Here is a 25,320-nt window from a genome sequence, read left to right on the forward strand (position 1 = left end):
CGTACGGCACCGGGCCCTGGGACGTCGGACGCAGGTCAGCCCACGACCGTCCAGGTGTCCCCGCCGGCCAGCAGCGCTCCCAGGTCGCCCTTGCCGTTCTGCTCGATCGCGGTGTCGAGCTGGTCCGTCATCTGGGTGTCGTACACCGGTCGCTCCACGGAGCGGAGCACCCCGACGGGGGTGTGGTGGAGGGTGTCCGGGTCGGCCAGGCGGGAGAGGGCGAAGGCGGTGGTGGGGGACGTGGCGTGGGCGTCGTGGACCAGTACGTCCGCCTCGTTGTCCGGGGTCACCGTGATCACCTTCAGGTCGCCGGTCGACGGGTCGCGTACGACGCCGCGGGTGCCGTCGGGGCCGAAGCGGATGGGCTTCCCGTGCTCCAGGCGGATCACGGCCTCCTCGGCCTGCTGCCCTGTCTTTGCATTGGATGCAGCCTTCAGTGCCTCGAAGGCGCCGTCGTTGAAGATGTTGCAGTTCTGGTAGATCTCGATCAGCGCGGTGCCGGGATGGGCGGCGGCCTGGCGCAGGACCTCGGTGAGGTGCTTGCGGTCGGAGTCGATCGTCCGGGCCACGAAGGAGGCTTCCGCGCCGAGCGCCAGGGACACCGGGTTGAACGGGGCGTCCAGGGAGCCCATCGGCGTCGACTTGGTGATCTTGCCGACCTCGGAGGTGGGCGAGTACTGGCCCTTGGTCAGGCCGTAGATCCGGTTGTTGAACAGCAGGATCTTCAGGTTGACGTTGCGGCGCAGGGCGTGGATGAGGTGGTTGCCGCCGATCGACAGCGCATCCCCGTCACCCGTGACCACCCACACCGACAGGTCCCGGCGGCTGGAGGCCAGGCCGGTCGCGATGGCGGGGGCACGGCCGTGGATGGAGTGCATGCCGTAGGTGTTCATGTAGTACGGGAAGCGGGACGAGCAGCCGATGCCCGAGACGAAGACGATGTTCTCCTTCGCCAGGCCCAGCTCGGGCATGAAGCCCTGGACCGCGGCGAGGATGGCGTAGTCACCGCAGCCGGGGCACCAGCGCACTTCCTGATCGGACTTGAAGTCCTTCATGGACTGGCGGGCCTCGGCCTTGGGGACGAGCGAAAGCGCCTCGATCGTGCCCGTGCCTTCCGTGGACGTCTCAGCCATCGATGGCCTCCTTCAGAGCCGTGGCGAGCTGTTCTGCCTTGAACGGCATGCCGTTGACCTGGTTGTAGGAGTGGGCGTCGACCAGGTACTTCGCCCGGACCAGGGCGGCGAGCTGGCCGAGGTTCATCTCGGGGACCACCACCTTGTCGTAGCCCTCAAGGACGGCGCCGAGATTGCCCGGGAAGGGGTTGAGGTGGCGCAGATGGGCCTGCGCGATGGCCTCGCCGGCGGTGCGCAGCCGCCGTACCGCCGCCGTGATCGGCCCGTACGTGGAGCCCCAGCCCAGCACCAGGGTGCGCGCGCCGTGCGGGTCGTCGACCTCCACGTCCGGTACGTCGATGCCGTCGATCTTGGCCTGCCGGGTGCGGACCATGAAGTCGTGGTTGGCCGGGTCGTAGGAGATGTTGCCCGAGCCGTCCTGTTTCTCGATGCCGCCGATCCGGTGCTCCAGGCCCGGCGTGCCCGGGATCGCCCATGGGCGGGCCAGGGTCTGCGGGTCGCGCTTGTACGGCCAGAACACCTCGGTGCCGTCGTCGAGGGTGTGGTTGGGGCCCTGGGCGAACTGCACCCGCAGGTCGGGGAGCTCGTCGAGGTCGGGGATGCGCCAGGGTTCGGAGCCGTTGGCCAGATAGCCGTCGGAGAGCAGGAAGACGGGCGTGCGGTAGGTCAGCGCGATCCGGGCCGCTTCCAAGGCCGCGTCGAAGCAGTCGGCCGGCGTACGCGGCGCGACGATCGGCACCGGCGCCTCACCGTTGCGCCCGTACATCGCCTGCAGCAGGTCCGCCTGCTCGGTCTTGGTCGGCAGACCCGTCGACGGGCCGCCCCGCTGGATGTCGATGACCAGCAGCGGCAGCTCCAAGGACACCGCCAGCCCGATCGTCTCGCTCTTGAGCGCCACGCCCGGACCGGACGTCGTCGTCACCGCCAGCGAACCGCCGAACGCCGCACCCAGCGCCGCCCCGATCCCGGCGATCTCGTCCTCCGCCTGGAAGGTACGCACGCCGAAGTTCTTGTGCTTGCTCAGCTCGTGCAGGATGTCGGACGCCGGAGTGATCGGGTACGAGCCCAGGAACAGCGGCAGGTCCGCCTGCCGGGACGCCGCGACCAGCCCGTAGGACAGCGCCAGGTTCCCGGAGATGTTCCGGTACGTGCCGGTCGGGAACGCCGTCGTCGCCGGCGCGATCTCGTAGGAGACCGCGAAGTCCTCCGTCGTCTCACCGAAGTTCCAGCCCGCGCGGAAGGCGGCGATGTTGGCGGCCGCGATGTCCGGCTTCTTGGCGAACTTCGAGGTCAGGAACTTCTCGGTGCCCTCGGTCGGCCGGTGGTACATCCATGACAAGAGGCCGAGCGCGAACATGTTCTTGCTGCGCTCGGCCTCTTTGCGAGTGAGGTCGAAATCCTTGAGGGCCTCGACGGTCAGGGTGGTCAGGGGGACCGGATGGAGCTGGTAACCGTCGAGGGACCCGTCCTCCAGCGGCGAGGCCGCGTACCCCACCTTCGCCATCGCCCGTTTGGTGAACTCGTCCGTGTTGACGATGATCTCCGCGCCGCGCGGCAGATCGGCGATGTTCGCCTTCAGCGCCGCCGGGTTCATCGCGACCAGCACATTCGGCGCATCACCCGGCGTGAGGATGTCGTGGTCGGCGAAGTGCAGCTGGAAGGAGGAGACACCGGGCAGGGTGCCGGCGGGGGCCCGGATCTCGGCCGGGAAGTTCGGCAAGGTCGACAGGTCGTTGCCGAAGGATGCCGTCTCCGAGGTGAAACGGTCACCGGTGAGCTGCATCCCGTCACCCGAGTCACCCGCGAAACGGATGATGACCCGGTTCAGACGGCGGACGTCCTTCACGCCTGCCGCTTTGCGCTGCTCTCCCACGACGGTTCCGTCGGCCTGCTCCGCTGGACTACTGACCTGCGTCACTGAACTGGACCTCCCTCGAGGCGGCTGTCTGGGAGCGGCCTTCCCGCAGGCCCTCCCAGGATCAACCCTACGACCGTAAGGGTCGCCTTCCCTGGGTCATTCGCATGATGGACACGCTTTTGAGATGGTTGGACGCCCCGACTTGTCACGATTTACTCGCCCCCAGCGCTTGCCCTTGAAGACGCTGCCCCTCATTCTTCGGTTCTCGGGATCGGTGGACCCGCACATCCCGCTCAGCGGGCGCCCCATTTCTGACAGGGTGTCAGACTCTCAGGAGTTCAAGTAGGTGAGGACCGCGAGGACGCGCCGGTGGTCGCCGTCGCTCGGGGACAGCCCCAGCTTCAGGAAGATGTTGCTGACGTGCTTCTCGACGGCCCCGTCGCTCACGACCAACTGCCGGGCGATCGCGGAGTTGGTCCGCCCCTCGGCCATCAGCCCCAGGACCTCACGCTCCCTGGGGGTGAGTCCCGCGAGCACATCCTGCTTGCGGCTGCGCCCCAGCAGCTGCGCGACGACCTCGGGGTCCAGGGCCGTACCTCCCTGGGCCACCCGTACCACCGCGTCCACGAACTCACGCACCTCGGCTACCCGGTCCTTGAGCAGATAGCCGACCCCGTGGCTGGAACCGGCCAGCAGTTCGGTGGCGTAGCGCTCCTCCACGTACTGCGACAGCACGAGCACACCGAGTCCGGGGTGCGCCTTGCGCAGCTGTACGGCGGCCCGTACCCCCTCGTCGGTGTGCGTCGGCGGCATTCGTACGTCCGCCACCACGACGTCCGGCAGCGCACCCTCCGCGTCCAGCTCGGTGATGGTCTTGATCAGCGCGTCCCCGTCACCCACCCCGGCGACGACATCGTGCCCCCGGTCGGTCAGCAACCGGGTCAGGCCCTCCCTGAGCAGCACTGAATCCTCGGCGATGACCACGCGCACCCTGTCCTCCACGATCTACGGCCCCCCACAGCCCCGACTCCACGCCCGCCCGGACGACAAGGCCCAGCATTCCAGCATTCGGACCCGGGCGGGCCCGGCCAACGGGAATCATCGGGAACCAAAGGGAATCACAAGGGCATGTATGAGCCATCCAGCCCGTCCGGCGTTTGAGGACGAGGCCGTCCAGGCCGACGGGGGTCCAGGGGGCGGAACCCCCTGGCGGGGTCGAAGGGGCAGAGCCCCTGGGGGATGAGAACGGGTAGGGGCGGCGGGGGCGACCCACACCCCCGCCGCCCAGCCGCGCCGCCCGCCCCCGCCCAACCGCGGAGCTCACCGCATCGCCGGCTCCGCCCGCCAAGGCAACTCCGCGGTGACCCGGGTGGGCCCGCCCTCCGGCGAGTCCACCACCAGGATTCCGTCCACCGCGTCCAGCCGCTCCGCGAGCCCGGCCAGCCCCGACCCGCCGGCCGTGTCCGCCCCGCCCACTCCGTCGTCCACGACCTGCAGCATCAGCCGGTTCTCCACCCGCCACACATCCACCGACGCCCACGTCGCCCGAGCGTGCTTGCTGATGTTCTGCAGCAGTTCCGACACCGTGAAGTACGCGATCCCCTCGATCGCCGCCGCCGGCCGCGCGGGCAGATCCACCTCCACCTGCACCGGCACGGTGCACCGCGACGCCACCGCGGACAGTGCCGCGTCCAGCCCGCGGTCCGTCAGCACCGCCGGATGGATCCCGCGTGCCAGGTCCCGCAGCTCCTGAAGCGCGGTCTTCACCTCACCGTGCGCGTCGCCGACCATCCGCGCCGCCGCCTGCGGGTCCTCCGTGAGCTTCTCCTTCGCCAGCCCCAGATCCATGGCCAACGCCACCAACCGTGCCTGTGCCCCGTCGTGCAGGTCCCGCTCGATGCGCCGCAGGTCCGCCGCGGCGGTGTCGACGACGACCCCCCGGTCCGACTCCAGCTCCACCACCCGCGCCGACAGCCGCGTCGGCCCGAGCAGCCCGTGCACCAGGACCCGGTCCACCATCGTCAGCGCCCGCACGATCCACGGCGTGGCCATCGTGAACAACAGCCCCACCAACGCCGTGACGCCGATCTCGAAGGGGTTGTCCAGGTAGATGTGGTGGCCTTCGTCGCCGTACAGCTGGAGCCCGTCCTGACCGCCGTACATCGGGAAGAGCCAGAACCACAGCGGGTACGTCATCAGCGACCACCCGATCGACCAGAAGGTCACCGAGACGACGAACGAGAACACCGACCACGGCAGGTACAGCAGCGCGTACAGCAGGGTCCGCCAGGAGGTGCCGCTCCCGAGGACGGCCCCCATCCAGCCCATCACGCCCTGCTTCCGCATCCGCAGCGGCTCCGGGTCGCCCACCTCCAGACCCAGCAGCGCCCGCGCCCGGCCCCGCTCCAGCGCACCGAACCCCCGGCACCCGGCGAGCCCCGCCGCCAGCACCGGGATCCCGAGGAACGTCACGAGAAGGCCCGCACCGAGGGAGACCATCGTGACGGCGTACGTGAACAGGAGCACGCCGATCGGCAGGCCCAGCAGCACATACGCCAGCTCGCTCCAGCTGCGCGCCTCGAACGGCGCCCGCAGCGCGGAGGGCAGCCGATGCCTGCGCGTCCCCTCCGCGAACCCGAGCCCGCTGTCGTGCCCGTAGCCCTGTCCGTAGTCCGTGGCCATCGGCGTCGTCCGTTTCTACTCGTCCTGAGGCTCCGCAGACCCTGCTGGTCCACCTGCTGGTCCCGAGGCTGTGCCGTCGTATCTCCACCCTGCTCGGCCGCAGGTCCGCGGACCATGGAGTCAGTCGGCGTCCTGGACGGGGGGTTTTCCCTACCTCCGGGACCGCCTGGGCTCCCCGGCCCCCCTGGGCTCCCGCGCGTCGAGCGACCGGTCCCGCCACGGCAGCTCCGCCGTGACCACCGTCGGCCCGCCCGGCGGTGAGTCGATGACGAACAGGCCGTCGACGGCGCCCAGCCGGTCGGCGAGGCCGCGCATCCCCGTACCGCCGTCGAGACGCGCGCCGCCGTGGCCGTCGTCCCACACCTGGATCAGCAGCCGGTCGTCGGCCTGCCACACGTCGACCGACGCGGTCCTCGCCCCGCTGTGCTTGCTGATGTTCTGCAGCAGCTCCGAGACGGTGAAGTAGGCGATGCCCTCGATCGCCGCGGCCGGTCTGGTCGGCAGGTCGGCCGTCACCTTCACCGGCACCGTGCAGCGCGAGGCGACCGAGGACAGGGCCGCGTCCAGGCCGCGGTCCGTCAGTACGGCGGGATGGATGCCGCGGGCCAGATCCCGCAGTTCCTGCAGCGCGAGCTTGACCTCGCCGTGCGCCTCCGCGACCATCGCCGCCGCCGTGTCGGGGTCCTCGAGGAGCTTCTCCTTGGCGAGGCCCAGGCCCATGGCCAGGTTGACCAGCCGGGCCTGCGCCCCGTCGTGCAGATCGCGCTCGATGCGCCGCAGATCGGCCGCGGCCGTGTCGACCACGACCCCCCGGTCCGACTCGAGCTCGGCGATCCGCCGCTCCAGCTCGTCGGACGGCGACAGCAGACCGCGCACCATCGCCCGGTCCACGTTGGTCAGACCCCGCGCGATGAACGGCAGCACCGGCCACAGCACGAACAACGAGGTCAGCGTGATGGCGAAGGTGAAGACACCCCAGGGCAGCCGGACGAAGTCGTACAGCACCGTGCGCCAGCCGACCGGGTCCTTGATCCCCATCCACAGCTGCGCGAAGAAGCCGTTCCTGCGGCTGCGCAGGGGGAGGGGGCTCGGCTCGTCGATCCGCACCCCGAGCAGCGCCCTGGCCCGCGCCCGCTCCAGCTTGCCCAGCTGCCGGGCGCCCATCAGGCCGGCCGCCAGCAGCGGGAAACCGATCACCGTGACGGTGAGCCAGAAGCCGGTGACCAGCACCGTCATGACGTAGGTGAATCCGAGCAGGGCCACCGGGAGGTTCGCCAGAAGGTGCGCGATCTCCTTCCAGGTGTGCCGGTCGAAGGCGAAACGGGCAGGCGGCAGGCGGTCGCTGTCCGCTTCCCCGCTGGGTCTCGAGGACGGGAGACGTTCGGTCATATGGGTTAGCGTGCCGCTCGGCGGGCCGCCGCGCCATGAGGCGGACCGCCGCGATCCCCTGGGGATAACCCCACCCCGGCGACCTGTGGCTTGTGCCAAGGCGTGACGGGCTGCTTACGGTCTCTTTAGCAGGGCCTAGACTCCCGTGCGTACAGATCGTCGAAGAGCGTCCAGTGTCGTCCAGTGTCGTCCAGATGTCGTCCAGTGTCAGGGAGCGAGGGACTGACGTGCCGGAACCGACCGTCGTCGTTGCGGCGGACTACTTCCAGTCGTACTCGGTCGTCGGGCTGCTCGCCGTCGTCGGCGTCCTGTTCGTGGCCGTCGCCTTCGGAGCCGGGCGGCTGCTGCGACCCGTGGTCCCCACGCCCGAGAAGCTCCTGACGTACGAGTGCGGCGTCGACCCCGTCGGCGAGGGCTGGGCCCACACCCAGGTCCGCTACTACGTCTACGCTTTCTTGTACGTCATCTTCGCCGTCGACTCGATCTTCCTGTTCCCCTGGGCGACGGTGTTCGCCGCCGACGGGTACGGCGCGACGACACTCGTCGAGATGTTCATCTTCCTGGGCTTTCTCGCCGTGGGCCTGCTGTACGCGTACAAGAAGGGCGTACTGGCATGGACGTGACACCAGAAGTGACTCCTTCGGAGCCCGTGTACCTGCCGGAGCCGAAGCGCCTCGGCGTGCTCTCGCGGCTCGCCCCCGAGCCGATGAAGGTGGTCCTCAACTGGGGCCGCCGCTACTCCCTGTGGGTCTTCAACTTCGGCCTCGCCTGCTGCGCGATCGAGTTCATCGCCGCGTCGATGGCCCGCCACGACTTCATCCGCCTCGGCGTGATCCCCTTCGCGCCCGGCCCGCGCCAGGCCGACCTGATGGTCGTCTCCGGCACGGTCACCGACAAGATGGCGCCGGCCGTGAAGCGCCTCTACGAACAGATGCCCGAGCCGAAGTACGTCATCTCCTTCGGCGCGTGCTCCAACTGCGGCGGCCCGTACTGGGACTCGTACTCCGTCACCAAGGGCGTCGACCAGATCATCCCGGTGGATGTGTATGTCCCGGGCTGCCCGCCGCGCCCCGAGGCGCTGCTCCAGGGGATCCTCAAACTCCAGGAGAAGATCGCCCGGGAGTCGCTGGGGGAGCGGTACGGGACGGCCCGGCCGTCGGCCGCGGCGCTGCAGAGCGGGCTGGTGCGGCCGCCGGCCGTTGGGCCGGCTGTTGAGGGGGACGCGCGATGACGGTGGTCGGCTGGCTGCCCGCGCCCGCCGAGGAACTGTTCGGCGCGGAGGCCACGGCGGAGGAGTCGTACGAGGTCCTGACGGTGGACGTGCCGCCGGCCTCCTGGATCGCGGCGCTCGAAACGGCCCGCGACCGCCTCGGCTGCACCTACTTCGACTGGCTGAGCGCGGTCGACGAACCGGGCACGGGCTTCCGCGTCTCGGCCCACGTCGTGGCCCTCTCCCCGGTACGCCGCCTGCTCGTCCGTACGACCGTCCCGCACGAGGCCCCCGCCCTGCCGACCGCCGTCGACGTGTACGCGGGCGCCGCCTGGCACGAACGCGAGACCCACGAGATGTTCGGCGTCGCCTTCGAGGGCCACCCCTCCCTGGACCACCTCCTCCTCCCGGACGGCTTCGAAGGCCACCCCCTTCGCAAGGACTTCGTCCTCGCCTCCCGAGTCGCCAAGGCCTGGCCCGGCGCCAAGGAACCCGGCGAATCCGAACACGGCGGCCCCAAACGCCGCCAAATGCTCCCCCCAGGCGTCCCCGACCCCAACGAATGGGGCCCCCTGAAGGGCCAACTCCCCCCGGCCCCAACCCGCCCGGCACGGGGCGCGGGGCGCGCGGGGGCGGGGGACCGCCCGGTGCGGGGTGGTACCGGGGAACGCCCGGTGGGGGGTGCTGGAGATCGCCCGGTGAGGGGTACTGGGGATCGCCCGGTGCGGGACACGGGCGAACGCCCGGCGCGCGCGGCCGGCGAACGGCCCGTACGGCGTGCCCGTACGGCGGCTGAGGGGTCGGCGAGTCAGGTGTCGGCGGCTCCGGTGGAGGCGGCGGGGTCTGCGGGTGCGGCGGGTCAGGTGGGGGAGGCTCCGTCTGCGGGTGCGCCGACTGAGGATGCGCCGATTGAGGGTGCGTCGACTGGGCCGAGGCGGTCGCGTTCGGCGGCTGAGGGGGCGGCGGGTCAGGTGTCGGCGGCTCCGGTGGAGGCGGCCGGGTCTGCGGGTGCGGCGGGTCAGGTGGAGGAGGCTCCGTCTGCGGGTGCGCCGATTGAGGGTGCGTCGACTGGGCCGAGGCGGTCGCGTTCGGCGGCTGAGGGGGCGGCGGGTCAGGTGTCGGCCGCTCCGGTGGAGGGGTCGGCGAGTCGGGCCGAGGCGGTTCCGGCGGAGGACGCGGCGGGGCAGGCGAAGGCGTCTGACTCTCCGGGTTCGTCAGCTGGGCCGAGTGAGTCTGGTACGGCGGCCGAGGGCTCGGCGAGCCGGACCTCGGCGTCGCCAGTGGAGGGCTCCGGGAGTCCGACAGCGGCGGAGCAGGCGGAGGCGTCCCAGCCCACGGGCGCGCCCGCTGTACCGAGGCGTTCCCGCACCGCGGCGGAGGGCTCGGCCAGTCAGAGCGAGGCGTCCAAGGCCACGGAGACGTCGGCCACGGGCGCCCCGCCCCCGGCTGCCCCGGCCAGCGATGCGCCCGGTGCCCGGCGTCGGGCCCGCAGCGCTTCGCAGGGGTCGGCGAGTCAGGGAGCCAGGCCCGAGGCGGCGGCTTCGGCCGGCGACACCGGCGAGGCCGCCGCACCTCCGCAGACCGAGGGCACGCCCCCGAAGGCGCCCACCACCCCGCGCAGCCCGGACGCCCCCTGGCACCACGCCCGCCCGGCCTTCGACGAACGGGAACCCGAGCGAGGCGCTGAGCCCGAGCCGAACGCCGAGAGCGAGGCAGGGGCCGGCCAGGCACCCAATGCCGAGCAGGCACCGGAAGCCGAGCCGGACCACGCTCCCGAAGCCGAAGCCGAGGTCGAGGTCGAAGCCGTTGCGGATACCGAAGCCGAGCAGGCACCCAACCCCAAGCACCCCCCAAGGCCCGGCCCCCGCCCCGACCCCGATCCCGGCACCCCCGAAGACCCCTCAGGAGGCCCGCAGTGAACGACGCACTCGACGTCGCCCTGCGACTCGTGATCGTCTTCGTCGTCTTCCTCACCTTCCCCCTGATCGTGGGCCAGACCGAGCACAAGGTCATGGCCCACATGCAGGGCCGCCTCGGCCCGATGTACGCCGGTGGCTTCCACGGCTGGGCCCAACTCGTCGCCGACGGCGTGAAGTTCGCGCAGAAGGAAGACATCGTTCCCGCGGGCGCGGACCGCCGTATCTTCCAACTCGCCCCCGCCGTAGCCCTCCTCCCGTACCTCCTGGTCCTCCTCGCCATTCCCATCGGCCCCGGCGAGGGCGCCGTCGGCGAGGTCATCGACGCGGGCGTCTTCTTCGTCCTTGCCGTGATGGGCGTGGGCGTCCTCGGCTCGCTCATGGCCGGCTGGGCCTCCGCCAACAAGTTCTCCCTCCTCGGCGGCCTGCGCACCGCCGCCCAGCTCCTCGCCTACGAACTCCCGATGCTGCTCACCGCCGCCTCGGTGGCGATGGCGGCCGGCACCGTCTCGATCCCCGGCATCCTCGACGCCTTCGAGTGGTGGTGGCTGCCCTGGCAGATCGTCGGCGCGATCGTGTTCTTCGTCGCCGGCCTCGCCGAACTCCAGCGCCCGCCCTTCGACATGCCGGTCGCCGACTCGGAGATCATCTTCGGTGCCTACACCGAGTACACCGGCCTCCGCTTCGCCCTGTTCCTCCTCGCCGAGTACGCCGGAATCGTCGTCCTGTGCGGCCTGACCACCGTCCTCTTCCTGGGTGGCTGGCACGGTCCCTGGGGCGCCGACGGCCTCGGCTGGGTCTGGACCCTCCTGAAGGCGGCCGTGCTGGCCTTCGTCGTCATCTGGCTCCGCGTCACCTACCCACGCCTGCGCGAGGACCAGCTCCAGAAGCTCTCTTGGACCCTCCTCGTCCCCCTCTCCCTCGCCCAGATCGCCCTCACCGGCATCGTCAAGGTGGTGATCCAGTAACCATGGCTGCGTCTCTCCCACCCACCCGGCCCCGCATCCCCGGCTCCGGCCTCGCCAAGGGCCTGGCCGTCACCCTCCGCACGATGACGAAGAAGACCGTCACCGAGCAGTACCCGGACGTCCAGCCCGACCTCCCGCCCCGCACCCGCGGTGTGATCGGCCTCTTCGAGGAGAACTGCACGGTCTGCATGCTGTGCGCCCGCGAGTGCCCGGACTGGTGCATCTACATCGACTCCCACAAGGAGACGGTCCCGGCGGCGACCCCCGGCGGCCGCGAACGCAGCCGCAACGTCCTCGACCGCTTCGCCATCGACTTCGCCCTGTGCATGTACTGCGGTATCTGCATCGAGGTCTGTCCTTTCGACGCCCTGTTCTGGTCCCCGGAGTTCGAGTACGCCGAGACCGACATCCGCGACCTCACCCACGAGCGCGACAAGCTCCGTGAGTGGATGTGGACCGTCCCGGCCCCGCCCGCCCTCGACCCCGCCGCGGAGGAGCCGAAGGAGATCGCCGCCGCCCGCAAGACCGCCGAGAAGCTGGCCGCCCAGCAGGAGGCCCAGTCTTCGACCGAGCCGCACGCCGACGAGCAGGCCCGCGCGGCCGAGCAGCCCACCCGGCCGACGGGTGAGTCGAAGCAGCAGACGGACCAGCCCCGGCAGGAGGGAGACGCATGACCCTCGCCGCAGCCGCCGGCTCCCTCACGGCCGCCACCGAGACCCACGGCTTCCTCTCCCCGACCGGCGTCGAGATCGCCTTCCTCCTCGTCGGCCTGGTCACCTTCGGCGCCGCACTGGTCACCGTCACCACCAAGCAGCTGGTGCACGCCGCCCTGTGGCTGGTCGTCACCCTCGGCGGCCTCGCCGTCGAGTACCTCCTGCTCACCGCCGAGTTCATCGCCTGGGTGCAGGTCCTTATCTACGTCGGTTCCGTCGTCGTCCTCCTCCTGTTCGGTCTGATGCTCACCAGGGCCCCCATCGGCCGCTCCCCGGACGCCGACTCCGGCAACCGCTGGGCCGCCCTCACCGTGGCCGTCGCCTCCGCCGCCGCCCTGGTGTGGGTCGTCGTCGACGCCTTCCGCACCACCTGGATCGACCTGGACGGCCCGGCAGCCGGCTCCACCGAGGCCACCGGCGCCAGCCTCTTCCAGAACTGGGTCCTCCCCTTCGAGGCCCTCTCCGTCCTCCTCCTCGCCGCTCTGGTCGGCGCGATCGTCCTCTCCCGCAAGACCAAGGCGGACGCGGCGAGCACCGGCCCGGCGGCGAGCACCGGCCCTGGCGTCCCCGGCGCCGGGGACACCGGGCGTGACACGGAAGGGGCCCGCTGATGCACCTCGCTTATCCCGCCGTCCTCTCCGCCCTCCTGTTCTGCACCGGCCTGTACGGCGTCCTCGCCCGCCGCAACGCGATCCTGGTCCTGATGTCGGTCGAGCTGATGCTCAACGCCGTCAATCTCAACCTCGTCGCCTTCGACGTCTGGCTCAGCCGGGCCGCCGAGGAGACCCTGCACTCCGGCCAGGCCCTGACCCTGTTCACCATCGCCATCGCCGCCGCCGAGATCGGCATCGGCCTGGCGATCGTCCTCGCCGTCCACCGCAACCGCGGCACCGCGGACATCGACAAGCTCCGCGACACCGCCGAGGGCCACGAGAGCCACCCGACGGACGGCCCCGACGGCCCCGACGGCTCCGACAGCGACGCCCGCACGGCCGGCCCGGCCGACCGGGCCGGGAAGGCTGAGGCCACCGCGTGACCACGACCACCCTCGCCGTCCTCGTCCCCCTCCTTCCGTTCCTGGGCGCTGCGGCCGGCCTGCTCCTGGGCCGCACGGCCCCCGGCTTCGTCCGCCCACTCGCCGTCCTGCCGACGCTCACCTCCCTCGCGCTCGCCGCAGTGGTCGCTGTGCGCCAGGGCGGCGACCAGGCGGTGAACGCAGCCACCGAGCTCACCCCCACCGGCTCGGTCCCGATCGAACTCGCCCTGCACATCGACGGCTTCGCCGCCCTCGTCGCCGTCCTGGTCGGCCTCGTCGCCACCTGCGTGCAGATCTACTCCACGGGCTACCTGCGCGACGACCCGCGCTACCCCTCGTACGCCGCACTCGTCTCCCTCTTCACCTCCGCGATGCTGCTCGTCGTCTACTCCGGCGACCTGATGGTGCTGCTGGTCGGCTGGGAGATCATGGGCATCTGCTCGTACTTCCTGGTCGGCCACTACTGGGAGACCCCGGAGGCCCGCGCCGCCTCCCTCAAGGCCTTCCTGGTCACCAAGCTCGGCGACGTCCCCTTCCTGATCGGCCTGTTCGCTCTGGCCGCCGACGCCGGGTCGTTCCGCATCACCCGCGTCCTCGGCGCCGTCGCGAACGGCGGACTCGACCACCCGACGCTGATCGCCCTGCTGCTCCTGGCCGGCGTGGCGGGCAAGTCGGCGCAGTTCCCGCTGCACACCTGGCTCCCCGACGCGATGGCGGGCCCGACCCCCGTCTCCGCGCTGATCCACGCCGCGACCATGGTCGCCGCCGGTGTCTACTTCATCGCCCGGCTCCTCCCGGTGTTCGAGGCCTCCCAGGCCGCGATGGTCGTCCTCGCCGTCATGGCCGCCGTCACCATGGCCGGCTCGGCGCTCGCCGCGCTCGCCCAGGACGACATCAAGCGTGTCCTCGCCTACTCGACGATCGGCCAGCTCGGCTACATGACCGGCGCCCTCGCCGTCGGCGACCGCGGTGCCGCCGTCTTCCACCTCCTTACGCACGGCGCCTTCAAGGCGCTGCTGTTCCTCGCGGCCGGCGTGATCATCCACGCCGCCGGCACCAACTCGCTGGCCGCCATGTCCCGCATGAGCAACCTGCGCGACCGCGTCCCCGACGCCTTCTGGACGATGACCGTGGCGCTCCTCGCGCTCGCCGCGATCCCGCCCTTCAGCGGTTTCTTCTCCAAGGAGTCCGTCCTCGGCGCCGCCGAGCACGTCGTCACCGGCCACACCGAGCACGCCCCCGGTGCCGCCGGCTGGACCGTCCTCGTGGCCGGCCTGCTCACCGCCCTCCTCACCGCCGCCTACGCGGCGCGCCTGTGGCTGCTTGCCTTCCACGGCCGCGGCGCCGAGGCCCCTGACCACGGCAGGCAGCCCCTCACCATGACCGTGGTGTTGTGGGTGCTCGCCGCCCCCTCCCTCGCCGTCGGCGGATTCGCCTACCGCACGCTGCCCGACTGGTTCGACGGCCGCGACCTGGCCCCGACCCTGACCACCTCCGTCCTCGGCACGGGCGCGGCCCTGGTCGGCGGCCTCGTCACCTACGCGGCCTGGCGGCACACCACCGCTCTCGCGGCCCGCGTCCCGCTGGGTGCGGTCGCGGCCCACCCCCAGGGCGCCGCCGGACAGGTCGAGGCCGAGGCCATCGCCAGCCACAAGCCCGCGTACGGAGACGTGGCCTACGCCCCCGACCCGGCGGACCCGGGTCGACTCCTGCTCGGCCCGCTGCACCGCCACGCGGCCGTCGGCTTCCACCTCGACGCCGTGTACACGGCCCTCTTCGTCCGCCCGGTCCAGGCCGGAGCCACCCTCGTCCGGTTCCTCGACCGCGAGGTCGTCGACACCTACGTACGCGGCGCGGGTGCGCTGCCCCGCCTGCTGGGAGCCGCCGTACGGCGGGCCCAGACCGGCAATCTGCAGACCTATGTGAGCGCGCTGCTCGCCGGCACCGTCGTCCTGGTGGTCGCCGCCGTCCTCGTCGCCACGGGAGCGTGAGCAGGCGTGATCGATATCAACGAGTCCGTGATGCAGGTCCTTCTGGCGTTCATCGTGGTCGGCCCGCTTCTCGGCGCCGCCACCGCTCTGCTGCCGCCACCGCCCGGACTGAAGGGGAAGTCACCCGAGCAGGCCGTGCTGCGGCACGGTGTGACGGTCACCGGCGCGATTCTCGTCGCCGCGGTCGTCCTCACGCTCGGCTTCGACCACGACCACCCGTCGAAGATGCAGGCCACGACCGACATCAGCTGGATTCCCGCACTCGACGTGCGCATCCACCTCGGCATCGACGGCATCTCCCTCCCCCTTCTGGTCCTGACCGCGCTGCTGACCTTCCTCTGCGCGCTCTACTCCTATTTCAAAATGCCCGCGGGACCGACCCCGAAGGCCTTCGTCGCACTGCTGCTCGTCCTCGAGTCCGGCACCCTCGCGACCTTCGCCGTCCTCGACCTGCTGCTCTTCTTCCTCGCCTTCGAGATGGTCCTCATCCCGATGTACTTCCTCATCGCCCGCTGGGGCGGTGAGCAACGGACCCAGGCAGCTTGGAAGTTCATCCTCTACACCCTGCTCGGTTCCGTGGTCATGCTGCTCGGCCTGCTCCTGATCGGAATCAAGGCGGGCACATTCGACATGGTGGCACTCGCCACTGACAACGGCCGGTCGCTGACCACATCCGTGCAGGTCATCGCCGTTTTGGCGATCGGGATCGGGCTCGCGGTCAAGACGCCGATGTGGCCGCTGCACAGCTGGCTGCCCGACGCCCACACCGCCGCCCCGACCGTCGGCTCGGTCCTGCTGGCCGGCGTACTGCTGAAGATGGGTACGTACGGATTCGTCCGGATTCTGCTGCCGATCACGCCGGACGGCTTCCGCACCTTCGCGCCCTACCTCGCCGCCTTCGCCGTCGTCGGGATCATCTACGGATCGCTGGCCTGCCTGGCCCTGGCGAAACAGGGAGCGAAGGGCGATCTCAAGCGGCTCATCGCCTACTCCTCCGTCGGCCACATGGGCTTCGTCCTCCTCGGCATCTCGACCATGACCCCGACCGGCGTGAACGGCGCGCTGTTCGCCAACATCGCCCACGGCCTCATCACCGGCCTGCTCTTCTTCCTGGTCGGCGCGCTGAAGGACCGCACCGGCACGTCCGACCTCGACACCCTCGCCGAGGCCACCGGCGCCGCGCTCTACGGCAAGGCACCCCGTCTCGGCGGTCTGCTCGCCTTCGCCGCCGTCGCCTCGCTCGGCCTGCCCGGCCTCGCCGGATTCTGGGGCGAGATGCTGGCGCTGTTCGGCGCGTTCGAGCCCGCCGCCGACCTCAGCCGCCCGGCCTTCCTCACCTTCATGGCGATCGCGGCGTTCGGCACGCTGCTGACGGCCGCGTACATGCTGATCGTGGTCCGCCGCGTCTGCATGGGCGCCGTACGGCAGGAAGCGCCGAAGCTCGCCGACGTCCAGACATACGAGTTCGCGGCCTGGACTCCGCTCGTCGTCCTCACCGTCGTCGCCGGCCTCTGGCCGAAGGCCCTCCTCGGCCTGACCGACCCGGCCGTGCAACAGCTCCTCGCAGGAGGCACCCGATGAGCTCCCCGGTCCAGCCGCTGGCCGTGAATCTCGTCCAGTCCGTCGACTGGCTCGCCATCGCGCCGCCCACCATCGCGGCGGTCGTCGGACTCGTCGTCCTCGTCGCCGACCTGTTCGTGGGCGAGAAGAAGAAGGCGCTGCTCGGCTGGGGATCGGTCGCGGGCCTCGCCGTCTCGACGCTCATGCTGCTGCCCCTCCTGGACGGCGACCGCAGCACCTTCTGCCTCACCGGCGCCCCCGACGTGTGCAGCTACACCGCCGACCGCTTCACCCTCGTCCTGCAGCTCCTGGTCCTCGGCGGCGCCCTCCTCGCCGCCCTCCTGTCGGTCACCGCCCTCAAGGACGCCGACAAGGGACTCCCCGAAGGGGAGTACTGGTTCCTCCTGCTGTCCTCCGCGGCCGGCGCCGCCCTCCTGCCCGCCTCCCGCGACTTCGCGACCCTGATCGTCGCCCTGGAAGTCGCCTCCCTGCCCGCCTTCGCCCTCGTCGGCCTCAGGCACGGCGACCGGAAATCCTCCGAAGCCGCCCTGAAGTTCTTCCTGTCCTCGGTCACCGCGACCGCGGTCAGCCTCATGGGCATCAGCTTCGTGTACGCCTCCACCGGCACCCTCTACCTCACCCAGGTCGCCGACCGCATCCAGAACGTCGACGGGCAGCTCCACACCCTCACCCAGACCGGTGTCGTCCTCACCCTCATCGGCTTCGCCTTCAAGACGGCCGCCGTGCCCTTCCACTTCTGGGTGCCGGACACCTACGTAGGCGCGCCCCTCCCGATCGCCGCCTACCTGTCGGTCGTCGGCAAGGCGGTCGGCTTCTCCGGCCTCATCCTCATCACCGTCGTCGCCCTCCCGTCGTACGCCGACGTCTGGGGCCCGGCCCTCGCCGCGCTGGCCGCCCTCACCATGACCGTCGGCAACGTCGGCGCCCTCCGCCAGCAGGCCACGCGCGCGTACAGCGCGGTACGGCTGCTCGCCTGGTCGTCCGTCGGCCAGGCCGGCTACCTCCTCGTCCCGATCGCCGCCGCCGCGTACTCCGACGACGCCGAGAAGTCGATCGGCTCCACGGTCGCGTACGCCCTCATGTACGCCGCCGTGAACCTGGGTGCCTTCGCGGTGGCCGCACTGGTCGGCCGTACGAAGTCCCTCAACCGCGTCTCCGACTACCGCGGCCTGTACGCGTCGAACCCGCTCGCCGCGCTCCTCCTGGCCTTCTTCCTGCTCTGCCTCGCCGGACTGCCGCCCGGCATCATCGGGCTCTTCGCGAAGGTCACCGTGTTCTCCGCGGCCGTCGACGCGGGCCTCGGCTGGCTCGCCGTGGTCATGGCCGTCAACGTCGTGATCGCGCTGTTCTACTACCTCCAGTGGACGACCCTGCTGTTCCGCGCCCCCGAGGGCGACGTCGCCGCCCACCGCGTCCCGGCCCCCCTCACCGCCGCGATCGCCCTCACCGGCGTCCTCGGCATCGCCTTCTCCGGAGCACCTCAGCTGGTCCTGCGCTTCACCGACACCGGGCTCTTCTGAGCGCTCACCGCTGCCCTCACCCGGACGGCCCACGCAGGCCGCCGTACGCACAAGGGAACTAGAGGCCCTCGCCTGGCGTTGACCAGAACGGGAGGGTCCACTGGACGTGACACCACGACACCGGTGGCATCGGAGTCAGTAAGCAAGATCATCGAGCGAGATCAGCAAGCAAAGGGTTCCCCTGCTGCGCGACTTGGAGGGCGTACCGTGCACCGCCGGCACAACGGGCTTAGGACCGCAGTACTCCTCGGGGGACTGTCCGCACTCATCATCGTCATCGGCAGCCTCTTCGGCCGCATGGGGCTCGTCGTAGCGGTCGTGGTCGCCCTGGGGACCAACGCGTACGCGTACTGGAACAGCGACAAACTGGCTCTACGCGCGATGCGTGCCCGCCCCGTCAGCGAGTTCGAGGCCCCGGGTCTCTACCGCATGGTCCGTGATCTCTCCACTCAGGCCCGCCAGCCCATGCCCCGCCTGTACATCTCCCCGACGGAGGCACCGAACGCCTTCGCGACGGGCCGCAACCCGCGCAACGCCGCCGTGTGCTGCACGGAGGGCATCCTGCGCATCCTGGACGAACGCGAGCTGCGCGGCGTCATCGGCCACGAACTCAGCCATGTCTACAACCGCGACATCCTGATCTCCTCGGTCGCCGGCGCCCTCGCCTCCGTGATCATGTTCCTGGTCAACTTCGCCTGGCTGATCCCTATCGGCCGCTCCAACGACGACGACGGCCCCGGCCTCCTCGGCATGCTGCTGATCATGATCCTGGGGCCGCTCGCGGCCAGCCTCATCCAACTGGCCATCAGCCGCTCCAGGGAGTACGAGGCCGACGCGTCCGGCGCCCAGCTCACCGGCGACCCCCTCGCCCTCGCCAGCGCCCTGCGCAAGCTCGAACTGGGCACCAAACAACTTCCGTTGCCCCCTGAGCCCCGCATCGAGACCGCGAGCCACATGATGATCGCGAACCCCTTCCGCCCGGGCCAGGGACTCTCCAAGATGTTCTCGACACACCCGCCGATGGCAGAACGCATCGCCCGGCTCGAGAAGATGGCAGGTCGACCCCAGTGAAAACCATCCTGAACGTCATATGGCTCGTGCTGAGCGGCTTCTGGCTCTTCCTCGCCTACCTGGCCGCGGGCCTGCTCCTGTGCATCACCATCATCGGCATCCCGTTCGGCATAGCGGCCTTCCGCATCGGCGTCTACGCCCTCTGGCCCTTCGGCTACACCACGGTCGAGCGCCGCGACGCGGGTGCCCCGTCCTTCCTCGGCAACGTGCTCTGGCTGGTCCTCGCCGGCTGGTGGCTGGCCATCGGCCACATCGTCACCGGCCTCGTCCTGTGCCTGACGATCATCGGCATTCCGTTCGGCATCGCCAACTTCAAGCTCATCCCGGTCTCGCTGTTCCCCCTGGGCCGCGAAATCGTGCCGAGCGACCAGCCGTTCGCGACCCGCTGACGGATCCGGGGGTGGGGGAGCCTAAGTACCTCCTGCTGTCGTACGACGGACAGGCCGAGTTCGAGGGCGAGGAGGGCTACGAGGAGACGTGGGCCCTGTGCCAGGACGCCGACGACCTCTTCGCCGACCCCCCTCCGCCCACGCGGGACAGGTACGACCTGCTGGGCTGTGCTTCTGAGGGCGAGCTCTCCGAAGCCCTCGCACGCGTGCGTGCCGAGGGCTCGGTTCCGCTCGGCGTCCTCGCCCTGGAGATGCTCGACAAGTCCGGGACGGCGGTCGGGGAGTGGTACGTCGAAGACGCCCGCGTTCTCGACGTCCGCCCCTGCGCCCGTGACCTGACCCTGCGAGATGTCACGATCGAGGCCCGAGAACCCGAAGACAACCCGTACGACTATCCGCAGTGCCCGCCGCTGTCCCCGGGCTACCGCCTGCGGGACGCGGAGTGCCAGCCATGGGGCACCTGCCGTGACCTGGCCCGTGTGCGAGAGGTCGAGGAGGAACCCCTGGAGCCCCCGCTGCGCCTCCTGGGCTGTGCGCCGAGCGGAGCCCTGCGCACCGCACTGGACGCCGGCGAGGAGGACCTCGGCCAGGTGAAGGTACTGCGCATCGACTCCTCCGGCCGGCCCGTGCAGGCCGCCGCCGAGGGCGAACTGCGGGCCTGGATCCCCTCCGCCCGCGGTGCGGGCCTGGTCGACCTCACCCTCGACCTGTGGTCGGAGCGGCCTCCACTGGCGGCTCGTGAGGTCTGGGAGCTGTGGGGGGACGGACGGCCCGCAGAGCCCAACCGATGGGCGAGGTGCGGCCCGGAAGGCCGTCGGTTCTGGCTGCGCACGGCCCTGGACAACCACGTGCACGAAGCGCCGGACAAGCCGTCCGACACGGTCTATGACCTCGACGGCCGCCACATCACCGACGCCATCGGCTTCTTCTGCGCGGTGGGCGAGGCGGTGAACGGTCCCGGTGGCTACTTCGGCTGGGGTCTCAGCGCCCTGAACGACTGCCTCCGAGGCCGCTGGGGTGCCGCCCCGCCCCTCACCCTCGTCTGGCACGACGCCCACATCGCCCGCGCCTGCCTCGGCGTCACCCCACTGCTCGACGACCGCCCGCCGACTTTCGACGAGCTGCTCGCCTTCATGACCGAGAGAGGCGTCGAAGTCCGCCTCGCCTGAGCGCCGGACTTTCACACGCGGGGTTTTCCACAGGCCGGCGGTTGTCCACAGCCCCGCCCGATTGTCAGTGGGGCCTTGCATGATGAACCCATGGCCGAGAGCGCCCGGCTGCCGACACGGGCGGGCGCCTGGGAATGCCGTCACACACTCCCGCCCACCGACCTCCCGACCCCTCGGCCGCTACTGCCCGCGACCCGCCACCCCCCGCCGTACCCCATACGCGACCGCACCCACCGCCAGCACACCCGCCCCCACCACTACCGACACTCCCGGCAGCGCGAAGGCCAACACCACACACCCGAGCAGCCCCACCGCCGGCACCACCCGCGTCGCCGGAGCCGAACCGAGCGTCCAGGCCGACGCGTTGGCCACCGCGTAGTACGCCAGCACACCGAAGGAGGAGAACCCGATCGCACCCCGCACATCCACCGTGGCGGCCAGGACGGCGACCACCACGCCCACGGCCAGTTCCGCCCGGTGCGGTACCTGGAACCGCGGATGCACGGCGGCCAGCGCGCCGGGCAGATGACGGTCCCGCGCCATGGCCAGCGTGGTCCGTGAGACGCCCAGGATCAGGGCGAGCAGCGAGCCCAGCGCGGCCACGGCGGCACCCACCCGCACCACCGGCACCAGCCCCGGCACCCCGGCCGCCCGCACCGCGTCGGCCAGTGGCGCGGTCGCGTCGCCGAGACCACCCGCCCCCAGTACGGAAAGGACAGCCACCGCGACACACGCGTACACCACCAGCGTGATGCCCAGGGCCAGCGGGATCGCCCGAGGGATCGTGCGCGCCGGATCCCGCACCTCTTCGCCGAGGGTCGCGATCCGCGCGTACCCCGCGAACGCGAAGAACAGCAGACCGGCCGCCTGGAGCACCCCGCCCACCCCGCCCGACGCCCCGATGTCCAGCCGCCCGGCATCAGAGGCTCCGGACCCCAGACACACGACCACCACGCAAGCGAGGACCGCCAGGACCACCGCCACGATCGCCCGGGTCAGCCAGGCCGACTTCTGGACCCCGCCATAGTTCACCGCGGTCAGCGCCACCACCGCCGCGACCGCCACCGCATGCGCCTGCCCCGGCCAGACGTACGTCCCGACAGTGAGCGCCATCGCCGCACAGGAGGCCGTCTTCCCGACCACGAACGACCAGCCCGCGAGATAACCCCAGAACGGCCCGAGCCGCTCGCGCCCGTACACGTACGTGCCGCCGGACGCCGGATACAGGGCCGCCAACCGAGCCGAGGAGGTGGCATTGCAGTAGGCGACCACGGCGGCGACCGCCAGCCCGAGCAGCAGCCCGGACCCGGCCGCGTGCGCTGCGGGCCCGAGGGCGGCGAAGATGCCGGCGCCGATCATCGAGCCCAGCCCGATGACCACTGCGTCTCCCACCCCCAGGGTGCGCCGCAGCCCGGCTTCGGAACGTGTCATGTGCGGCACCCTACTGATCGCTGCAACCGCCGGATGCAGCAGTGACGTCCTCTTCATCAACGCAGCACGAACACTCGCGCACAGCGGTACGTGCACTGCCCGCAAGGACAGCCTGCCGCGACGGAAGTCACAGGCAGAAGACAGTGCGGGCACAGAACGGAAGGGCAGGTTCAGGCCATGGGCATCATCAGCTGGATCATCCTCGGTCTGTTGGCCGGAGCCATCGCCAAGTTCCTGCTGCCGGGCCGCGACCCGGGCGGATTCATCGGCACGACACTCATCGGCATCGCGGGCGCGTTCATCGGCGGCTGGATATCGGCCCGCTGGCTGGACCACCCGGTCACCAAGGAGTTCTACGACGGTACGACCTGGGCGGCGGCGATCGGCGGCTCGCTCGTCCTCCTGATCGCCTACCGCCTCCTGTTCGGCAACTCGCGCAACTGACCGCGAGGAAGCACCCCTCTGACCGCAGCCAGCAGGCGAGAAGGGTGGGCACCCACCGGGAAACCGGCGGGCGCCCACCCTTCCTCGTACAAGCAGTCCGCTCGCACTACCTACCGGTAGTTCACGAACTGCAGCGCGAAGTCGAAGTCCTTGCCCTTCAGGAGGGCGATGATGGCCTGCAGGTCGTCGCGGCTCTTCGAGCTGACCCGCAGCTCGTCGCCCTGCACCTGCGCCTTCACGCCCTTCGGACCCTCGTCGCGGATGATCTTCGCCACCTTCTTCGCGTTGTCCTGGGAGATGCCCTCCTCGATCGTCGCGAAGATCTTGTACTCCTTGCCGGAGAGCTGCGGCTCGCCCGCGTCCAGCGCCTTCAGTGAGATCCCGCGCTTGATCAGCTTGGACTGGAAGACGTCGAGGACAGCCATCACCCGGTCCTCGGAGTTCGCCTCCATCAGGATCTTGTCACCGGACCACGAGATCGAGGCACCCACGCCCTTGAAGTCGTAGCGCTGCGAGATCTCCTTGGCGGCCTGGTTGAGGGCGTTGTCGACCTCCTGCCGCTCGACCTTCGAGACGATGTCGAAACTGGAGTCGGCCATGTCCTGTGGCTCCTTGTATCGGGGTGCGTATCGGGGTGCGTACGTGCGTATCGGCGTACGTGGAGGCGAGCGCCGAGCCCGGCGTGGTCCCGGGCCGCATCCGGACAAGCCTAGCCACCCACCGACCTCCGAGCGCAGATCAATCGGGTGGCGAAGCACCCCTCCCCATCGGGTATCGTTTACGTCGTTGCCACGGAACACCGCCGAAAAGCGGTTCGAAGGGCGGCAAACCCCGGCGGTGTGCCCGAGCGGCCAAAGGGAGCAGACTGTAAATCTGCCGGTTCTACCTTCCCAGGTTCGAATCCTGGCGCCGCCACACGGGAACGTAAGGGCCCGTGACCTGCGAACATCGCAGGTCACGGGCCCTTCGTCATGCGCCTTGTCGATCGACGCACTGTCTCACTCTGTCTCGCGTTCGAACGCCCTATCTCGGAGTTCGTGGACGAGACGTGGACAGGACTTCGGGCCCGTTAAGCGTGCCGTCCCAGACGAGCGGAGATCTTGGCGTTCGCGGCCTCGTCCCCGTCCTTCAGGAACTTCGCGTACACGCGGAACAGCACGGCCACGCTGTGGCCGGCGCGCTGTGCCACAAGCTGAGGCTCCACACCTGAGCTGAGCCAGGTGGACACCGCGGCATGACGAAGATCATAAGGGCGCTTGGCCAACGTCGACTCGAACTCCGCCGGGGTCAGAGCACGCGTGCGAGCCTCAGCCCAGACCTCGCCGTAACCGGTGTCCTGGATCAGCCCACCCCGCATGGTCTGGAACAGCCGACCGTCGCGGGCCGTGCCGTACGCGGTCACGTGCCAGCGCAGCAGGGCGACCAGCTCTGGCGGGATCGGCACATGCCGGACCGCCTTCCGGGGGCGGTGCTTCAGTCCCCGTTTGTCGTGTGCCTGGCCGCTGTCCGTCCACGCTGAGCCGGAGCGGGGGCGAGTCTCCCGGAGCTGAAGCAAGCCCCACCCTCGCCGGGGTAGCTCGCAATCCGTGAGCCGTAACCCGATCACCTCGGCCGGCCGCGCGGCTGCGTAGTACATGCAGCCGAAGAACGCCACGAGACGGCGGCCACGCGGGCTTTGGTCTCGTACTGCCGTCAGCAGCTTGGCCGCTTGCCTGGGGTTGGGAACGCAGGCAGGGTCTACCTCCTCCACCACCTGTTCCGGTGCTTTCCACTTCATGCGGGTGAGCGGGTTGTCGGCGAGCAGGTCCGCTTCTACCGCGAACTCAAGAGAGTTGTAGAAGATCGCGCGCTTTCGGCTGATCGTTCCTGGTGCTGCGGTCTTGCCGTCCAGTTTCTTGGAGAGGGCATTGAGGGCGGCCCGAACGATCAGGCGTTCAGAGAGCGCAGACGTGGGGAGCGACTTGCGCTGGAACCAGTCCAGCACCTTGGCCACGTCGTCGGGAATCTCCTCATCCCAACGGTTCCTATTGAAGGCCCAGCTGTACAGCGCGCGACGGACGACTCTGGCGTCGGGCATGCCCTTGGTGTCCTTCACGAAGGTGGGCGTCACACTGGCCATGGCCTCAGCCAGAGTGCGCCGTGTGGAGCCGGGCGCGGCATCCCACTTCATCTCGATGTAGTTGCGAGCGTGCTCGTACCACGAGATGTCCCGTTCCTTGGCGACCATGGATTTCGGCAAGCCGCTGTCCACGTCGAACGGCTCACCAGCGCGGGAGGCGGTAACGAACTGGGCCCGGCGACTCTCCGCCAGGCCCAGGGTCTGAAAGGTCTCCGCGTGCGGGCGTATACCCACCTTCCAGCGGAGTTGGTAGGGATTCCGCGATTCACGCTTGCGGATAGCCCAGATCTTTACGGCGTAGCTCCACTCGGTCACGCGGCATCCAATTCTTCCTTGAAGGCGTCCAGGACACTTCGGCGCACGCAAATGCGACCGGAGGGCGTGCGCTTGGCCTCTGGTGCGTAGCCGTGGTCGCGCCACCGGTACCAGGTGGCCCGGCTGATGCCGATCTCTACCAAGGCGTCGCTCAGCGGTATCAGTTCGTCCTTCGGCACGCGGCGTCGGCGGGTCGGGGTACTCATGCGGGGATCTCCTTGGGGTGAGGAGAGGGCGGGCTCAGAGCCCCTTCTCTGAAGTCCGCTACTTCCGCTACCGCCGCTACCTCGCAGGTCAGGGGCCTGTTCGGGGTAGCGGGAAGAGGTAGCGGTAGCGGATGGGTAGCGGCGGGGTAGCGGCAACCGAGGCCGGTTGCCGCTACCCC

23 protein-coding genes and 1 tRNA gene are annotated in these 25,320 nt (G+C 70.2%); 15 read left to right on the forward strand and 9 right to left on the reverse strand.

Translation table 11 applies throughout. The features are described from left to right. Nucleotides 1-35 precede the first annotated feature (35 nt). From AC5P09_RS17985 to AC5P09_RS18005, 5 genes are all read right to left on the reverse strand, one after another. Nucleotides 36-1,133, reverse strand: a complete 1,098-nt coding sequence (locus AC5P09_RS17985) for a 2-oxoacid:ferredoxin oxidoreductase subunit beta (protein WP_493874882.1) — start codon at nucleotides 1,131-1,133, stop codon at nucleotides 36-38. Next, nucleotides 1,126-3,051: a 2-oxoacid:acceptor oxidoreductase subunit alpha gene (locus tag AC5P09_RS17990; protein WP_493874883.1), complete on the reverse strand. Its 1,926-nt coding sequence runs from the start codon at nucleotides 3,049-3,051 to the stop codon at nucleotides 1,126-1,128. The genes AC5P09_RS17985 and AC5P09_RS17990 overlap by 8 nt, the downstream gene beginning before the upstream one ends. Before the next feature lie 270 nt (nucleotides 3,052-3,321). Further along, nucleotides 3,322-3,981: a response regulator transcription factor gene (locus AC5P09_RS17995; protein ID WP_307680173.1), complete on the reverse strand. Its 660-nt coding sequence runs from the start codon at nucleotides 3,979-3,981 to the stop codon at nucleotides 3,322-3,324. 330 nt (nucleotides 3,982-4,311) lie between these two features. After that, nucleotides 4,312-5,673: a sensor histidine kinase gene (locus AC5P09_RS18000; RefSeq protein ID WP_493874884.1), complete on the reverse strand. Its 1,362-nt coding sequence runs from the start codon at nucleotides 5,671-5,673 to the stop codon at nucleotides 4,312-4,314. Nucleotides 5,674-5,823: 150 nt separating this feature from the next. Further along, nucleotides 5,824-7,062, reverse strand: coding sequence for a sensor histidine kinase (locus AC5P09_RS18005; protein ID WP_493874885.1), 1,239 nt, complete (start codon nucleotides 7,060-7,062; stop codon nucleotides 5,824-5,826). A 194-nt stretch (nucleotides 7,063-7,256) separates the two neighbouring features. Here AC5P09_RS18005 and AC5P09_RS18010 point away from each other — a divergent pair, with 194 nt between their 5' ends. From AC5P09_RS18010 to AC5P09_RS18070, 13 genes are all read left to right on the forward strand, one after another. Then, nucleotides 7,257-7,685: an NADH-quinone oxidoreductase subunit A gene (locus AC5P09_RS18010; RefSeq protein WP_307676669.1), complete on the forward strand. Its 429-nt coding sequence runs from the start codon at nucleotides 7,257-7,259 to the stop codon at nucleotides 7,683-7,685. Beyond that, nucleotides 7,676-8,293: an NADH-quinone oxidoreductase subunit B gene (locus AC5P09_RS18015; protein ID WP_493874886.1), complete on the forward strand. Its 618-nt coding sequence runs from the start codon at nucleotides 7,676-7,678 to the stop codon at nucleotides 8,291-8,293. The genes AC5P09_RS18010 and AC5P09_RS18015 overlap by 10 nt, the downstream gene beginning before the upstream one ends. Then, nucleotides 8,290-10,191, forward strand: coding sequence for an NADH-quinone oxidoreductase subunit C (locus AC5P09_RS18020; protein ID WP_493874887.1), 1,902 nt, complete (start codon nucleotides 8,290-8,292; stop codon nucleotides 10,189-10,191). The genes AC5P09_RS18015 and AC5P09_RS18020 overlap by 4 nt, the downstream gene beginning before the upstream one ends. Further along, a complete protein-coding gene (locus AC5P09_RS18025; RefSeq protein ID WP_307676672.1) occupies nucleotides 10,188-11,156 on the forward strand; it encodes a complex I subunit 1/NuoH family protein in 969 nt (322 codons plus the stop codon). Before AC5P09_RS18020 ends, AC5P09_RS18025 begins: the two co-directional genes overlap by 4 nt. Before the next feature lie 2 nt (nucleotides 11,157-11,158). Beyond that, nucleotides 11,159-11,830 carry a NuoI/complex I 23 kDa subunit family protein gene (locus AC5P09_RS18030; RefSeq protein ID WP_493874888.1) on the forward strand — a complete coding sequence of 224 codons (672 nt, stop codon included), beginning with the start codon at nucleotides 11,159-11,161 and terminating at the stop codon, nucleotides 11,828-11,830. Continuing rightward, complete coding sequence (locus AC5P09_RS18035) at nucleotides 11,827-12,480, forward strand: NADH-quinone oxidoreductase subunit J family protein (RefSeq protein ID WP_493874889.1); 654 nt, start codon at nucleotides 11,827-11,829, stop codon at nucleotides 12,478-12,480. The genes AC5P09_RS18030 and AC5P09_RS18035 overlap by 4 nt, the downstream gene beginning before the upstream one ends. Next, entirely contained in the window at nucleotides 12,480-12,905 is a 426-nt protein-coding gene (nuoK, locus tag AC5P09_RS18040; RefSeq protein ID WP_493874890.1) for an NADH-quinone oxidoreductase subunit NuoK, read from the forward strand. Before AC5P09_RS18035 ends, nuoK begins: the two co-directional genes overlap by 1 nt. Further along, nucleotides 12,902-14,896 carry an NADH-quinone oxidoreductase subunit 5 family protein gene (locus AC5P09_RS18045; RefSeq protein ID WP_493874891.1) on the forward strand — a complete coding sequence of 665 codons (1,995 nt, stop codon included), beginning with the start codon at nucleotides 12,902-12,904 and terminating at the stop codon, nucleotides 14,894-14,896. Before nuoK ends, AC5P09_RS18045 begins: the two co-directional genes overlap by 4 nt. Nucleotides 14,897-14,902: 6 nt before the next feature. Continuing rightward, the gene (locus tag AC5P09_RS18050; protein WP_493874892.1) at nucleotides 14,903-16,477 is read left to right on the forward strand and encodes an NADH-quinone oxidoreductase subunit M; all 1,575 of its coding nucleotides are present in this window, start codon (nucleotides 14,903-14,905) and stop codon (nucleotides 16,475-16,477) included. Then, nucleotides 16,474-17,997: an NADH-quinone oxidoreductase subunit N gene (locus AC5P09_RS18055; RefSeq protein WP_493874893.1), complete on the forward strand. Its 1,524-nt coding sequence runs from the start codon at nucleotides 16,474-16,476 to the stop codon at nucleotides 17,995-17,997. The genes AC5P09_RS18050 and AC5P09_RS18055 overlap by 4 nt, the downstream gene beginning before the upstream one ends. 207 nt (nucleotides 17,998-18,204) lie before the next feature. Next, entirely contained in the window at nucleotides 18,205-19,068 is an 864-nt protein-coding gene (htpX, locus tag AC5P09_RS18060; protein ID WP_493874894.1) for a zinc metalloprotease HtpX, read from the forward strand. Continuing rightward, nucleotides 19,065-19,457 carry a YccF domain-containing protein gene (locus AC5P09_RS18065; protein WP_307676680.1) on the forward strand — a complete coding sequence of 131 codons (393 nt, stop codon included), beginning with the start codon at nucleotides 19,065-19,067 and terminating at the stop codon, nucleotides 19,455-19,457. Before htpX ends, AC5P09_RS18065 begins: the two co-directional genes overlap by 4 nt. An 11-nt stretch (nucleotides 19,458-19,468) precedes the next feature. Further along, on the forward strand, nucleotides 19,469-20,626 hold the full coding sequence (locus AC5P09_RS18070; protein ID WP_493874895.1) for a barstar family protein: 1,158 nt from the start codon (nucleotides 19,469-19,471) through the stop codon (nucleotides 20,624-20,626). 180 nt (nucleotides 20,627-20,806) lie between these two features. On the opposite strand, the gene AC5P09_RS18075 is transcribed toward AC5P09_RS18070, so the two are convergent. Continuing rightward, nucleotides 20,807-22,057 (reverse strand): APC family permease, encoded by a 1,251-nt coding sequence (locus AC5P09_RS18075; RefSeq protein WP_493874896.1) that lies wholly within the window; start codon nucleotides 22,055-22,057, stop codon nucleotides 20,807-20,809. Nucleotides 22,058-22,234: 177 nt separating this feature from the next. On the opposite strand from AC5P09_RS18075, the gene AC5P09_RS18080 reads away from it, so the two are divergent. Next, nucleotides 22,235-22,501: a GlsB/YeaQ/YmgE family stress response membrane protein gene (locus AC5P09_RS18080; RefSeq protein WP_266435211.1), complete on the forward strand. Its 267-nt coding sequence runs from the start codon at nucleotides 22,235-22,237 to the stop codon at nucleotides 22,499-22,501. A gap of 110 nt (nucleotides 22,502-22,611) precedes the next feature. Here the strand turns inward: AC5P09_RS18080 and AC5P09_RS18085 are convergent, their stop codons facing one another. After that, nucleotides 22,612-23,100, reverse strand: a complete 489-nt coding sequence (locus tag AC5P09_RS18085; RefSeq protein WP_266435209.1) for a YajQ family cyclic di-GMP-binding protein — start codon at nucleotides 23,098-23,100, stop codon at nucleotides 22,612-22,614. Nucleotides 23,101-23,334: 234 nt separating this feature from the next. On the opposite strand from AC5P09_RS18085, the gene AC5P09_RS18090 reads away from it, so the two are divergent. Then, nucleotides 23,335-23,416: transfer RNA gene (locus AC5P09_RS18090), tRNA-Tyr, on the forward strand. A 154-nt stretch (nucleotides 23,417-23,570) separates the two neighbouring features. On the opposite strand, the gene AC5P09_RS18095 is transcribed toward AC5P09_RS18090, so the two are convergent. After that, nucleotides 23,571-24,935, reverse strand: a complete 1,365-nt coding sequence (locus AC5P09_RS18095) for a tyrosine-type recombinase/integrase (protein ID WP_493874897.1) — start codon at nucleotides 24,933-24,935, stop codon at nucleotides 23,571-23,573. Continuing rightward, entirely contained in the window at nucleotides 24,932-25,141 is a 210-nt protein-coding gene (locus tag AC5P09_RS18100; protein WP_493874898.1) for a helix-turn-helix transcriptional regulator, read from the reverse strand. The genes AC5P09_RS18095 and AC5P09_RS18100 overlap by 4 nt, the downstream gene beginning before the upstream one ends. Nucleotides 25,142-25,320: the final 179 nt, after the last annotated feature.

The sequence above is a fragment of the Streptomyces sp. a15 genome, from assembly GCF_059026085.1.